16 protein-coding genes are annotated in these 13,876 nt (G+C 42.4%); 6 read left to right on the top strand and 10 right to left on the bottom strand.

Annotated elements, in window-relative coordinates; genetic code table 11:
• Positions 1 to 37: 37 nt before the first annotated feature.
• The 5 genes from CFE23_RS03215 to CFE23_RS03195 all read right to left on the bottom strand — a co-directional run bounded on the left by CFE23_RS03215 (position 38) and on the right by CFE23_RS03195 (position 2,431).
• On the bottom strand, positions 38 to 499 hold the full coding sequence (locus tag CFE23_RS03215) for a hypothetical protein (RefSeq protein WP_291083917.1): 462 nt from the start codon (positions 497 to 499) through the stop codon (positions 38 to 40).
• A gap of 91 nt (positions 500 to 590) precedes the next feature.
• On the bottom strand, positions 591 to 986 hold the full coding sequence (locus CFE23_RS03210) for a VOC family protein (RefSeq protein ID WP_291083914.1): 396 nt from the start codon (positions 984 to 986) through the stop codon (positions 591 to 593).
• A gap of 42 nt (positions 987 to 1,028) precedes the next feature.
• Entirely contained in the window at positions 1,029 to 1,415 is a 387-nt protein-coding gene (locus tag CFE23_RS03205; protein WP_291083911.1) for a hypothetical protein, read from the bottom strand.
• Positions 1,416 to 1,450: 35 nt separating this feature from the next.
• Entirely contained in the window at positions 1,451 to 1,966 is a 516-nt protein-coding gene (locus tag CFE23_RS03200; protein WP_291083908.1) for a hypothetical protein, read from the bottom strand.
• A 6-nt stretch (positions 1,967 to 1,972) separates the two neighbouring features.
• Entirely contained in the window at positions 1,973 to 2,431 is a 459-nt protein-coding gene (locus CFE23_RS03195) for a YciI family protein (RefSeq protein WP_291083905.1), read from the bottom strand.
• A 307-nt stretch (positions 2,432 to 2,738) separates the two neighbouring features.
• Here CFE23_RS03195 and CFE23_RS03190 point away from each other — a divergent pair, with 307 nt between their 5' ends.
• From CFE23_RS03190 to CFE23_RS03165, 6 genes are all read left to right on the top strand, one after another.
• Complete coding sequence (locus CFE23_RS03190; protein WP_291083903.1) at positions 2,739 to 4,877, top strand: TonB-dependent receptor; 2,139 nt, start codon at positions 2,739 to 2,741, stop codon at positions 4,875 to 4,877.
• 117 nt (positions 4,878 to 4,994) lie between these two features.
• Positions 4,995 to 5,618 (top strand): hypothetical protein, encoded by a 624-nt coding sequence (locus CFE23_RS03185; RefSeq protein WP_291083900.1) that lies wholly within the window; start codon positions 4,995 to 4,997, stop codon positions 5,616 to 5,618.
• 26 nt (positions 5,619 to 5,644) lie between these two features.
• A complete protein-coding gene (locus tag CFE23_RS03180) occupies positions 5,645 to 6,985 on the top strand; it encodes a histidine kinase (protein ID WP_291083897.1) in 1,341 nt (446 codons plus the stop codon).
• A gap of 18 nt (positions 6,986 to 7,003) precedes the next feature.
• The gene (locus tag CFE23_RS03175) at positions 7,004 to 7,312 is read left to right on the top strand and encodes a 2TM domain-containing protein (RefSeq protein ID WP_291083894.1); all 309 of its coding nucleotides are present in this window, start codon (positions 7,004 to 7,006) and stop codon (positions 7,310 to 7,312) included.
• On the top strand, positions 7,312 to 7,662 hold the full coding sequence (locus CFE23_RS03170) for a 2TM domain-containing protein (RefSeq protein WP_291083891.1): 351 nt from the start codon (positions 7,312 to 7,314) through the stop codon (positions 7,660 to 7,662). The genes CFE23_RS03175 and CFE23_RS03170 overlap by 1 nt, the downstream gene beginning before the upstream one ends.
• Positions 7,663 to 8,415, top strand: a complete 753-nt coding sequence (locus tag CFE23_RS03165; RefSeq protein WP_291083888.1) for a LytTR family DNA-binding domain-containing protein — start codon at positions 7,663 to 7,665, stop codon at positions 8,413 to 8,415.
• Positions 8,416 to 8,502: 87 nt separating this feature from the next.
• Here CFE23_RS03165 and CFE23_RS03160 read toward each other — a convergent pair whose 3' ends face one another.
• From CFE23_RS03160 to CFE23_RS03140, 5 genes are all read right to left on the bottom strand, one after another.
• Positions 8,503 to 8,685 (bottom strand): CsbD family protein, encoded by a 183-nt coding sequence (locus CFE23_RS03160; protein WP_291083885.1) that lies wholly within the window; start codon positions 8,683 to 8,685, stop codon positions 8,503 to 8,505.
• Between the two features lie 95 nt (positions 8,686 to 8,780).
• Positions 8,781 to 9,812, bottom strand: coding sequence for a COX15/CtaA family protein (locus tag CFE23_RS03155; RefSeq protein WP_291083882.1), 1,032 nt, complete (start codon positions 9,810 to 9,812; stop codon positions 8,781 to 8,783).
• A 5-nt stretch (positions 9,813 to 9,817) separates the two neighbouring features.
• Positions 9,818 to 11,242 carry an HD domain-containing protein gene (locus CFE23_RS03150; protein WP_291083879.1) on the bottom strand — a complete coding sequence of 475 codons (1,425 nt, stop codon included), beginning with the start codon at positions 11,240 to 11,242 and terminating at the stop codon, positions 9,818 to 9,820.
• A gap of 26 nt (positions 11,243 to 11,268) precedes the next feature.
• Positions 11,269 to 11,838: an L-threonylcarbamoyladenylate synthase gene (locus CFE23_RS03145; RefSeq protein WP_291083876.1), complete on the bottom strand. Its 570-nt coding sequence runs from the start codon at positions 11,836 to 11,838 to the stop codon at positions 11,269 to 11,271.
• Between the two features lies 1 nt (position 11,839).
• The gene (locus CFE23_RS03140; RefSeq protein ID WP_291083873.1) at positions 11,840 to 13,825 is read right to left on the bottom strand and encodes an LTA synthase family protein; all 1,986 of its coding nucleotides are present in this window, start codon (positions 13,823 to 13,825) and stop codon (positions 11,840 to 11,842) included.
• Between the last annotated feature and the right edge of the window lie 51 nt (positions 13,826 to 13,876).

The following is a 13,876-nucleotide window of genomic DNA, read 5'->3' as shown; positions in this document are numbered from 1 at the left end:
TGATAGAATCAATGATTCAGGTGATTAAAGTGCTAATTTAATAATTGTGTGCTTCTTTATAATCGTCTATGTCTTTATTGATGTCGTCAACGCTTTTCTGGACTCTTGACTTAAAGGCGTTCCAATCTACTTTTCTTTTCTCAGTCCAGTTGTCGAGGTCATTCTGCAATACTTCATTTTTTGCTTCAAGCTGGTCAATCTGTGCCTGAAATTTCTTTTGGTTCGCGGCAGACTCGGTCTTAAGCTTTACTTTAAACTCGGCGATGCGGGTTTTATTGTCTGCAATCAACTTATTGGTCTCCGCTTTTAGTTTTGCATAATCGGAAACAGAATCACTTTTTGCGGCATTTGCATCTGCTGCTGCCTCAATCTGTTCCTGTTTAACGTCATTGACATCTTCCCTCGCTTCTTTAACTTCATCTTTGGAATTCTTACAGGAAGCCATGACTAAAGCGACAGCGAAGACAGTAGCAGCGGCGATTGAAATGTACTTTTTCATCTTGTTTGATTTAAAATTGAGCTCCAAAGTTGTCAAAGATAATACAAATATCGTTTACAGTAATTTTTATTTAAGTTGTAAAATTTAGCGATTAACGTTCATAAAATTCGATTGGAAGCTGGTCAGGATCGGCGATAAAAGTGAATTTTTTCCCTGTCATCTCATCTGTCCTGATCGGTTCAGCGGCAATGTTGTGGCTGGAAAAGTATTTTATCGCGTCCAATACATTATCCACTTCAAATGCAAGGTGTCTTAATCCTGTGGCTTCCGGGCGTGTAATCCTGACCGGCGGCGACGGAAATGAAAAAAGTTCCAGTGCATAGACACCGTTCAGGCTGAGGTCAAGCTTATAAGAACCCCGTTCTTCTCGTAACGTTTCTCTGATGATTTCAAAGCCGAGTACTTTAGTGTAAAAATATTTTGACACTTCGAAATCGGAACAGATGATTGCAATATGATGGATGCGGTTGATTTTTAAATGTGGCATATTTCCTTAAATAAAAAAGCCTGCATGACAGGCTTTTGATTTTTAGTGTTTCTCTTTTGTGCAAAGGCCGACAATCTGGTGGAAGGTTTCGTGCAGCGCTGTGAGCATTTTCAGGATTTCCTCGTCCGTTGCGCCCAGCTTTATTTTTTTATGCAATGCCCAGCTCTGAATCTGAAGGTTTTCAGCGGCAACAATGATTTCTTTGGTCTTAAACTCGGCGGGAATTTCAGATTTGTTAATGGCTTCTGCCTTTTGGGCAAGTTCCTTACTGCGTGATTTAATGGGCTCCAGATTTCCTTCTTCGGCGGGATGGAACGTTTGTGAAATCACTTCATGGAATGTTTTTATAGCCGGCCATTTTTCAAATGTCGTCTGCGCAAACCCAATATTACCTAGCAGGAAAAGCACAAGGAATGAAAATTTTCTCATAATATTAATTTTAGTATGCTACACAAAGATAACGATTATTGTGCTTTTCTGACATACCAGTTTCCGCGGTAATGCTTGAAATCATCTATGTCTTTTGGATGAGCCGAAGGAACTTTCCTTAGCAGATTCGGTAACTCCTGTTCGGTTGGATTGATATACGCGTTGCCATCGCTGTCGACCCCGAGTACCTTAAAATTATATTTCAGAAATGCCTTTGAGTATCGGGCTATTTGCTCTTTTTTGAAATACAATTTACATTCTTTTTCTGCGTCCTTGATGAGGTGGTCGTCCGTTTTTATGAGTTCTTTCGTCTCAGGATACACCGTTGCGATGTACGGGGGGCAGCTGATATCGAATTCGGCGACCATCAGCATCACATTGGCGGTTTCGTCTTTCCCCCGATAACCTACATATACGTTCTTTAGCGATGAAAAGTCCTCCGTGTCATATTTTTTTATGAGTGCATCGATGGCGTCATTTGACAGCGGTTCCTTGGCACAGGAAAATAGTAATGGCAGGGCGAACAGTAGGGCTAACTTCTTTATTTTCATAAAAGACTAATATTTTTCTTTGGCAATTTTTTCATGCAATTCGGGAATTTCCTGGAGTGCGGCAGTGCAGTAAAAGAGCGTAAATTCGGCTTCAAGTAATTTTGCTTTGATGGCCGGATCGTTTTCTGTCAATGCCTGCGCTTCCTCAATGGTATTCACATTGAAGATATAAATGCCTTTATAATTCCGGTCATTTTTACCAAATGGTCCCGCGACAGAAAGCTTGCCGTCCGCGGCCATTTTATTGATACTCGCCATGTGACCCTCAAACAGGATTTTTATTTCTTCCTGTGTTGCAGTCGTGTTGGTCCCTGATTTGAGCAGACAAAATATGTATTTGCGCATTCCGTGGGAATCTGCGTTTAGCTTTTTTGCCAGTGCTTCGTCATAAGCCGGCTTTTTAGATTCCTGGGCAAATGCGGTCATTGCAAAAAAGAGCAGCAACAAGAAATGCTTTTTTCTCATTTTATAGTAGTTTATTATCAGTGATGAACGGTATTGGTCGATATTCCGAAGCGAAAAACGTACTGTAGATATATTTCGCCATTGTCAACATTGTATCCGGGTGGAGACTGAATTTCTCCGATTGCCGGCATCGTGGCGAACAACATTGGTAAAAAGTACCTTTGCATACTGACTGTTTTTGGTTGGTTCAAATTAAAACTATTTTTAACAATGATTGACAACTCATCACCGAATTTCTACATTTCGGTTAATAATAATTTTTGATGTGAATTTAAGGTTGCAAATTTGTCTTACCAAAACAAACAATATGAGACCCATAATTACCTTTTTACTGCTGATGTTGACGTTGTCAGGCGCAGCTCAAACAAAAATATCTGGAAAAATTACCGACCAAAGGGGGAAGCCGCTTTCTGGCGCAAACGTATATCTTGACGGAACCTATGATGGTGCTACCACTGATGGTGACGGTAATTTTTCGTTTACAACAACCGAAAAAGGAACGGTCACAATGAAGGTCACTTATCTCGCCTTTGAACCTTTTTCGGAGACTTTTGAAGTGGGTTCGTTTGTTGCTAAAACCATTTCATTAAAAGAGAGCCTTAATTCTCTCGATACTGTTGTCATAAATGCCGGGACTTTTGAGGCCGGCGACAAGTCACGGGTTTCGGTTTTGAAGCCACTGGACATTGTCACTACCGCGGGATCTGCGGGGGATATTGTTGCGGCACTACAGACATTGCCGGGAACGCAAACTGTGGGCGAAAGTGGAAGGCTTTTCGTGCGGGGCGGTGAATCCGACGAGACCCAAACCTTTGTTGACGGGTTAAGGGTGCCACAGCCGTATGGCGCTTCGGCAAACAATATCCCGACACGTGGGCGTTTCTCTCCGTTTCTTTTTAGCGGGATTTCCTTTTCAACGGGTGGCTATTCTGCTGAATACGGTGAAGCACTTTCAAGTGTGTTGTTGCTCAATACGCTGGATGATCCCGACCAGGAGAAAACGGATATTTCTTTGATGACCGTTGGTCTTGGGGTGGGCAATACACAAATGTGGAAAAAAAGTTCGCTGAGCATCAACACCGCGTTTATTGACTTAACACCCTATCAGGCAGCAGTTCCGCAGGCGGTCGACTGGAATAAGCCTTACCAATCGTTATCGGGAGAAGCGGTGTACCGGTATCATTTCGAAAACAATGGGCTGCTGAAAGTGTATGGCGCTTTTGACGCCGCCAATTTTGACCTGAATCAGGTAAACATCAACCAGCCTGAAAAAGTCCGGTTTGATTTAACCAACAATAATTTTTATTTCAATTCCACGTACAAAGGGTCGTTTGGCGATAATTGGGGTTTGACAGCCGGAATAAGCCATGGATACGGAATGAATAAAATCGGAATTGATGAGGACGATGTTGACAATACAGAAAATGCCACTCACTTTAAGCTGAAATTTAAGAAGGCTTTTTCCGATTACGTCAAATTGAGTTTTGGAGGAGATTATTTCGTTACCGATTTCAACGAGCATTTTAAACAGTTTGGTGGCGGTAAATTCACAACGGGATATCAGGCCAATATCGCAGCAGGTTACGCAGAAGCGGATGTCTTTTTTTCAAAGAAACTGGCGGCAAAAGTGGGGTTTCGTGGTTCAAATAATGATTTCTTAAACCGCGCAGCCTTAATGCCGCGGGCGTCATTGGCATACAAGCTAAACAAGTATGCACAGGTTTCGTTTGCCTATGGCGATTTTGTTCAGGCACCAAAACAGGAGTATTTGAAATATTCCAGCCAGTTTGACAATGAAAAAACGCAGCATTATATCCTCAATTATCAGTATGCGCGTAACGACCAGACGCTGCGTTTGGAAGCTTACTATAAGCAATATAAAGACCTGGTGAAGTTTGACGCGACCACCTACAGCAACAACGGTTTTGGATATGCTAAAGGGATCGATGTGTTTTGGCGCGACAACCACAATATCAAATCGCTGGAATATTGGTTTTCTTATTCCTACATTGATACACAAAGGGATTACCGGGATTTTGAATATGAAGTAACGCCCAGTTTTGTGTCAAAGCATTCCGCGTCATTGGTGACCAAATATTGGATCCAAAGCTGGAAATCTCAGGTTGGTTTTACACACAGCTTCAACTCAGGGAGGCCTTATGATAATCCCAATCAAACCAATTTTATGCAGGGCAGGACAAAGGCATACAACAACCTGAGCTTTAACTGGGCCTACCTTTTAAGCCAGCAAAAGATTTTGTATTTTTCAATTTCGAATGTGTTGGGGACCAATAATGTTTTCGGGTATGAGTATGCCAATAGTCCCGATGCCTCAGGAATATACAAAAGCCGTGCAATCACGCCAACCGCCGACAGGTTCTTTTTCGTTGGTTTTTTCTGGACGATCAGCCAGGATAAAAAGAGCAATCAGTTGAATAATCTCTAATCACAATCGGGAAGCATTTCATCCCAGGAAAACGACAGTTCAGTCAGCTTTAATTTTTTAAACCGAATCACAGAAATACATTTGTAGTATAATTTATTAACAAAAAAAATAGAAACCATGACAAAACTAATTACAATCGCAGCCCTTTTTATAACCAGTCTTTTCTTCGGACAAGGCAAATATGAAGAAGGGATGGGCAAAGCATTCCAGCTTTGGAAAGAGGGCAGTAACACAGAAGCTTCGGCGATGTTTGAACGGATCGCTTCAGCGGAGAAGGACAATTGGCTTCCGAATTATTACGTGGCTTTGGTCAACGTTACCACGGCATTTACGACGCAGGACAAGGATAAGCTAAGTGCATTATTAAACAAGGCACAGGATGCGGTAGACGTTGAATTGGCCAAAGCACCGGAAAATCCTGAATTATTAGTAGTGCAGGCCATGATTTACACCGCCTGGATTGTGTACGATCCGATGGCGAACGGCAGGAAGTATGGTTCCAAAGCCTCGGAAGTTTATGAAAAAGCTATAAAAATCGCGCCAGAAAATCCAAGGGTTGTTTTTTGTAAAGCCGAATTCGAAATTGGAGGCGCCAAGTTCTGGGGTACAGATATTAAGCCGATGTGTGCCGAAGTTGACCGTGCAATAGGATTATTCGCAACCTATAAAAATGACACCAAATTTGCGCCAAGCTGGGGACTGGACCGTGCGCTGGAGACGCAGGCGGCTTGTAAAAAATAATTAACTTCACCTGAATACTTCCGCTGATGCTGATACGCTACATTTTTCAACTGTTTATCAAAGGCTTAATTGTCAGCCTGGTTATTTTATTCGTATTGAAAGGAATCGAAATGGCATTTGGCCAGCAATTGGTATTTGACAGTAAACTCCTAAAGGAAGTGGGTTATTATTGCCTTTATGGAATTACCCTGACCACAATTAATGCGTCGTATTTTGATTACCTAAACAAGCGGGTGGTTTGGAACCGTTACACCAAATACAGGCTGATCATCGGGGCCTGCGGCAGTGTGATCTTAACCATGTTTGGCATATTTCTGCTACGGTTCTTTACCAATGTGATTTTGGAAGGACAGGGAGTGGCCGATTTTTTAAAAGGAGAACAGTTTCGATATTACATTGTTTCCCTAATTATTACGCTGGTATTTTCTTTGTTCTTTCATGTGCTTTACTTTTACAAGGCACTGCAGGAAAAGCGTATCAACCAGCAAAAGATCATTGCGGGCACTGCGTCGGCGCAATTCGAGAGCCTGAAAAATCAGATTGATCCACATTTTTTATTCAATAGCCTGAATGTATTGAGTTCGCTGATAGAAGAAAACCCGGAAAATGCGCAGCGCTTCACGACTTCGCTTTCCAAGATTTACCGGTATGTGTTGGAACAGAAGGACAAGGAACTGGTGAGTGTTGAAGAAGAGCTTTCCTTTGCGAAAACGTACATGAACCTGCTGAAAATGCGCTTTGAAAACAGCCTTTTCTACGAGCTGCCGCAACAGGATTACAATCCGGAAGCAAGGGTAGTGCCACTTTCCCTGCAGCTGCTGCTGGAAAACACCGTGAAGCACAATGTAGTAAGCGAACAAAAGCCTTTAAACATCAGAATTTACATTGAAGAGAACTATCTGTGTATACAAAACAATCTCCAACGTAAAGAAGTGCTTCAGGACCGAAAAGGCGTTGGATTGCAGAATATTGTAAACCGGTATGGGATTATTACGAAAAGGCCCGTGTTGGTAGAGGAAAGCCGGGAGGCGTTTATCGTAAAAATACCCATCTTAACCAAACAGATTTCAGTGATGGAAAACTATGAATACAATGAAAGTAACGCCTACTATCGGGCGAAGAAAAGGGTAGAGGAGCTCAAAGGATTCTATGCGAATCTAATCAGTTATTGCTGTATTATCCCGTTGCTGATTTTTATCAATTTAAATTATGCCCCTCAATTTCATTGGTTTTGGTTTTCGGCTTTGGGGTGGGGCTTTGGACTCACAATGCATGCGTTTAAAGTTTTCGGATACAGCTCAAACTGGGAAGAACGGAAGATTCAGGAAATACTCAAAAAGGAAAACACTAAGAATACCTGGGATTAACAAGTAAAATACAACGCAATGGAATCAAATTATAAACACGACGAACGCTACTTTGAGGCAAGAAAAAGGGTTAATGAAATAAAAGGCTTCTACGGGAATCTGGCGTCTTACATTGTCTTAAACATTTTTTTTCTAGTGCTAAATCTCCTGACTTCACCAAAAAATTTGTGGTTTTTCTGGCCTTTGATCGGTTGGGGAATTGGCGTTTTCTTTCACGGGATGAAAGTCTTTAACTACATGCCTTTCGTCAATAAGGATTGGGAAGAACGGAAAATCAGGCAGTTCATGGAAGAGGAAAAGCGGCGAAATGCAGAAAAATTTCAGTGATGATAAAGAAGCCTACAGATTTCTATACCAATAGCTTTGAAGTCATGAAACCGGATGATGATTATATTTACGCCGAGAAACGGGTCAAAAAAATCAAGGGATTTTACACCCATGTGTTCGTGTATGTATTCATCAATGTGATAGCGTTGGTTTTTTCCTATTATAAGGCTAAAAACAGTGCCGATTTTTGGAAACTACAAACCTTCTGGATGGCCTTTTCCTGGGGAATTGGCTTGGTGGCACATGGGCTTTCCGTATTCGGATTTAATTATTTTTTCAGCAGGGAATGGGAAGAAAAAAAAATCCGTAAGATTATTGAGGAAGAAAAAAAACGACAAAACTGGGAATAGATGAACCTGATCATTATTGAAGACGAGAAACCTGCCGCGCGATTGCTGCAACGAAAGCTGGAAAAGATGGGACTGCAAGCGTCAACGATGTTACATTCTGTAGAGGAAGCCGTCAATTGGTTTCAAAACAATCCACATCCGGAACTGATTTTTTTGGACATTCAGCTTTCAGACGGCTTATCGTTTGAGATTTTTGAAAAAGTCGATATCAGGAGTGCCGTAATATTCACGACAGCGTATGACGAATATGCGTTGCGCGCGTTTAAACTGAACAGCGTAGATTACCTTCTGAAGCCCATTGATGAAGATGAACTGGCGGTTGCGGTAGACAAGTTCCGGGCTACAATACAGGCAAAGACAGCGCCGTTTGATTTTGAAACCATCCGTAAGATGTTGTCAATGCCAGCGGAGAAGTCGTTTAAAACCAGATTTACGGTAAAAATCGGTCCGCAGCTCAAAGTAATCCACGTGGACGAAGTCGAATGTTTCTACAGCGAAAACAAAGGAACTTACCTCCATACCACTGATAACCGCGACTACCTGATTGAAAATACGTTGGAAACGTTGGAACAGGAACTGGATCCAAAGCAGTTTTACCGCATCAGCCGCAAATTTATAGTTCCCATGCGATGCATCCGCGAGATCGTCATGTACTCGAACTCGAGGCTCAAATTGATGTTGCCAACCTACAAATCAGAAGAGGTGATTGTGAGCCGGGAAAAGGTTTCTGATTTTAAGTCGTGGATCCAATAAATACAAAAAACTGTTTCGTCTTAAGCCAAATCAGTGATGATTTATACACTCAAAACGAAACAGTCCGGTTGTGTTGTTGTCAGCGGCTTAGTCGAATAAGGATTTTATCTCTTTTTCGGTCTTTCCTAGTTTTTGTTGCAATTTTCCCCACATTTCCTGCTCTTTACCTTCTTCGTACATCAGATCGTCGTCCGTAAGATCGGCAAATTTTGTTTTGAGTTTTCCTTTAAACTCTTCCCAGGCTCCTTTAATTTCCGTTGAATTTGGCATAGCGTTTTTAATTTTTTAGTTACTGGTAATCTCTTTTTCAGTTACAAAAATGCCATTTTAAAAGGATTGGGCTATTACAGAATTTTTCAGGATTGTTATAACTTAATTTTTTTCGCTTCCGCAGAGGCGACCAGCACACTAAATTGCAGACCGAACAATAGGGACGCCATCACGAGATGAAACGTTTGTGATCCAAACGGAAAATCGAGATAATATATTAAAACGCCGGAAAGGATTTCGACCAATATAATGCGCATCACGACATTCATTGCTACAAACCCGAGTTTATACTTCCTGTTTCTGTAAAACAAGAGCAGGTTAATACCCAATACCACGAAGGAAAAGGAGCGGTGGATGTAAAAAACAAGGGACGGATTGTTTAACGCACTACCAATATTTTCTTCACCGAGTAACTTCACCTGCCCATCGACAAATTGCCTTACTTGTGTTCCCAATGCAATCTGTACCAAAGTCAATAGCAACGCAAAAATAATGAGTTTGTGAAAAATAGTGTCGGCGGCGTTTCCGTTACCAGTGTTTATCTTCGCTTTCCGGACAACGAATATGATGGCTGCTACGATTAAAAGGGCGACGACCATGTGCAGCGTAATCTTCACGGGGTTCAAAACCGAATACACCACTGTGGCGCCAAGCCACGCCTGTGCGCCCATCATTACCACTGTAAGCCACGAGAGCAGCGTGATGATCTTTTTTTCTTTCCAGAACGCCAATGAAAAAACGGCCATTAGCAATACGGTAAGACCGGCTAATGCGCCAACCAGCCTGTTGAGGTACTCAATCCAGGTGTGGGTGGGGTTGAAAATCGCGTAATCATGTTTGGTATAAGGCCTCCAATGCGATGCGTCATAGGATGTACCCGTGATAAAATCGTCTTTTGCTACCCAAAGTTTTTCGTCTTTGATAATGACCTGGCCCGCCTCGAACTCGCGGTTGGGACTCCACATCAGCTCCTTCACGTCGGTTGGTGGGATGTAATACCCGAAACATTTAGGCCAGTCCGGACATCCCATCCCGGATCCAGTCATCCGAACTAGTGCGCCGGCAACAATAACGAGGTATACTAAGAGCAGCGAGGTTTTTGCAAAGAAGACGAATTTATTTTTCATGATAATTACATAGTTTTTAATCCCATTTTTTCGGCTTTTTCCATCATGAATTGATACGCTGCCTCATACTCGTTAGGAATTTCCCCTTCGAGAATCGCTTCTTTTATGGCTTCTTTCAGGATGCCGATTTCGCGGGATGGTTTCAGGTTGAAAATTTCCATAATCTCTTCGCCGGTGACGGGTGGCTGGAAATTACGCACATGGTCGCGTTCCTCCACTTCTACGATTTTGCGTCGCACCAAATCAAAATTCTGATGGTATTTTTTAAACTTAATGGCATTTTTAGTGGTAATGTCTGCTTCACAAAGCGTCATCAGATTTTCAACGTCTTCGCCTGCATCAAAAACGAGCCGCCGCACTGCCGAGTCGGTCACGATTTCCTGAGAAAGTACAATCGGGCGGGAACTCATCATCACCATTTTCTGTACAAACTTCATTTTCTGGTTCAGGGGCATGTGCAGCCTTTCGAAAATCTTTTTAACCATTTTTCCTCCCACAAACTCGTGTCCGTGAAACGTCCAACCCTGTTTTTTAAAGAAACGTTTGGTAGGTGCCTTACCGATGTCGTGAAGCAATGCCGCCCAGCGCAGCCAAACATCTTCGGTGTTTTCACTAATGTTGTCAACGACTTCCAGTGTGTGGTAAAAATTGTTTTTGTGCGTATGTCCTTCAATTTCTTCGACCTGATTCAATGCGGTCAATTCTGGAAGGATCAGGTCAAGCAGTCCGGTTTTATAAAGTAGTATAAAACCGGTTGATGGTTTTTTTACAGACAGTATTTTGTTCAACTCATCTACGATTCTTTCGCCAGAGATGATGTTGATGCGTTCCTTGTTTTTTGATATGGATTCCAGCGATTCAGCCTCAATGTTAAAACCAAGCTGGGTGGCAAAACGGATCGCGCGAAGCATGCGCAATGGATCGTCAGAATAGGTGATGTCCGGATTTAGCGGTGTTCGGATTATTTTAGATTCAAGATCTTTCAATCCATTAAATGGATCGAGCAATGTGCCAAAATTATCGCGGTTTAAAGAAAGAGCCAGTGCATTGATGGTAAAATCCCTCCGGTCCTGATCGTCTTCCAGGGTGCCATTTTCCACAACAGGATTGCGGCTTTCTGATTGGTAAGATTCCTTCCGGGCCCCTACGAATTCGATGTCTGTATCCTCAAAACGCAGCATTGCGGTGCCGTAATTTTTAAAAACCTGTACTTTGGGCTTGCGTGGAAGCATGTCGGCTACCTGCTGGGCTAACGCAATACCGCTGCCAACGGCCACAATATCGATGTCTTTTTTGTTTTCGCGGCCTAAGATCAGGTCCCGTACGAATCCGCCGATTACATAACTTTCCAGTCCTAATGCCGCCGAAGCCTCAGAAACCACCCCGAAAACAGGATGCTGTAAGTCTTCTTTATATGAAGTGTTGCTCATTGTAAAATTCAATTTCCGATAGCCCTTTATTTCCTGATGATCTTTACCTGAAGATCGTTCGTAAGCTTGATTATTGTTGATGGGGTGCCGGCCACTTTATCGCGCTGCAAATTTACGACATAGTCAACGCCGTTAACAATGTCGGCGGTTATTTCTTTAAAACTTTTTGGCGTGGGTTCACCGGATATATTCGCAGAGGTGGAAACAAGTGGCTTTTTCATGCGCTCCATCAGCTTAAAGCAAAATGGCTCTTTTACAATTCTCACACCCAGCGTTTTATCTAAGCCGATGATATTTTCGGCGACATTTCTGGGGTTGTCTAAGATCAGGGTCGTAGGCTTTTCAGAAAGGTCAATAATCTGCCAGGCCGTTTCGGGAATTTCCTTAAAAACGTTGTACATCATTTTTTCGCCATTCATCAGCACAATCATACTGTGTGTTTCTATCCTTTTTTTTAAAGCATAAATCTTAGCAACCGCCGCGGCATTGGTCGCGTCGCAGCCTATTCCCCAAACGGTGTCGGTCGGGTAAAGGATGATCCCGCCCTCTCGGATCACTTCAAAGGCATTGTGTACTTCCTGGTTGATATCGCCCATATTATTTTGATTTTTTCGGTTTTGCGGTCTGCTTTTTAAGGTTGTTTCCCTTTATGGTATATTGCCAGGTCAACGCCATATAACGGTCATATTCCGCTTTCAGGGCACTTTTGTCCAATTTGCTTTCTGTAAAGGTGCGCAGGTTGATTTTTTCAACTTTTGCGTCTTTTGGGAAATAGTAAATTTCGTTGGGAACAATCATTTTATCCAATCCAAACGCCTTATTTTTTCCTTTTGCAAACAGCGATGTGCCAAAACTATAGTACTGGAATCCTTTTGGTGCAATCATTTCAATTAATGTTGGCATGATATCCACATGGCCGCCGGGCGTCCTGTTGATCGCTTTTGGGATTGATTTTCCATACATAATAAATGGCACGGAAGATTTTTCGTAGAGATTGGGGTTGTGGTTGATGAAACGCCGGCCGAAATGATCACCGGTAAAGCAATACAAACCGTCCGGGTACTTTTTTTCTGCGACATCTACAAATCCGCCGATGGCCTGGTCTCCATACCAAAGATGCCCAAGTTCTTTCATCGTCATGCCACCGTCATAATACTTTCTGACACTCACAGGAAAGTCCTCCTCACTGTGGTAAGGAAATCCCTTTTTGTAGATATCTATTGCATAGGGAGGGTGGTAACTGGAGGTAAGTATTATATTCAGCGAGTATTTCTGTGGATCTGTATTTTTTAAGACCAATCCAAACAGCTTTTCATCTTCAATTCCCCAATCACCCGAGTCTGATTTTCCGCCTGCGTCCACACCGGAGAAAATTCTGTCGACCCCTTGGTACTTGCAGAATTCACCGATATTCTCCCACGAGAGAAATCCCCCGTAGTACAGATTGGTCTCATATCCCAGTTTTTTAAACTGCCGAAAGATTGAGGTTTCGAAAGGTTCATTGACGGTTCCCAGCTGGCTGATATTGACACCACAATGCGGCACATCAGTGACTACCGCGCCAAACGAATCGAATGTGGCGTTGGCAGCGGGAAGGAAATCGGTGAAATGTGTTCCGTTTTTTGCGATACGGTTTAAATTTGACGACAATTTGAAAGGCAGGTACTTATCCATCAACGGCCAGGAATCATAACTTTCCATTACCACGAGGAAAATCTGTTTTGGCTTTTCAATCGTAGGCCCTCCAGCCGTTTTACGAAGTATATCTGTGATCTGATCTTCGGGAAAACTGGCCTTAAAATCCGATTCGGCTAAATAGGGATTTTTGCCTTCAAGCAGATTCAGCTCATTGAAATCTTCCAATGCGTATTTCAGCGAACGAAATGGATTTACAATGGTTTTGTTCAAAAAAGCGTCTTTTGAAACACCAGCCCATTTTCTAATTGCCGGGACCGTAGAAAACGAGCCGCGCAAGCTGCAAACAAATAAGGCAACGCTGATAAAGACAAGGAGCGGCCTGCTGTATTTGAAATTGAATTTCTGCAGCATCCTGTAGGTGATGTCTTTCTTTTCTGAGTAAATTAAAATGACAATTCCCGTTGCGATTACGACAATAAATGTCAACATGTTCAATAAGGGGTGGTATTCATCTGCCATCAGCGTTTTGGCGACTGCCTTTTGATCATCATACAGCGACAGAAAGAGGAAGTTGTTAAATTGGTCATGGTATTCCTGGAAGTACCCAATGGTTACGATGCAAATTATGGTGGAAAGAATGACAAAAAGCGCCTGTGTAATTTTTCGGGTGATAATTGCGGGTCTGAATGTATCAAAAGGAGCAAACACAAGCAGCAGCAAAAAGGGCAAAATGAGGAAATAACCCATGACGGTAGCATCGAAACTGAAACCGGAAGCAAGGGCTTTGAATATTTCGGTACTGTCGGCAGAAGGACCCAACTGTTTTCTGAAAAGGAAGATGAAAACAATGCGAAAGAGCGTGAAGAAAATGATTCCGAAAAACCAGAAAAAAATCTGATTGGCAAGTTCTTTCAGGAAGTATTTCCACTTTTGGTTTTTGTCCATAAAAAAAGCGTTTGTAAATGCTGCAAATTTACGATAAATATTTCTTTAACA

Source organism: Flavobacterium sp. BFFFF1, assembly GCF_002256285.1.
Taxonomy (GTDB): domain Bacteria; phylum Bacteroidota; class Bacteroidia; order Flavobacteriales; family Flavobacteriaceae; genus Flavobacterium.
Note: the sequence above shows the minus strand (reverse complement) of the source record. Positions and strands in the feature narration are given on the sequence as shown.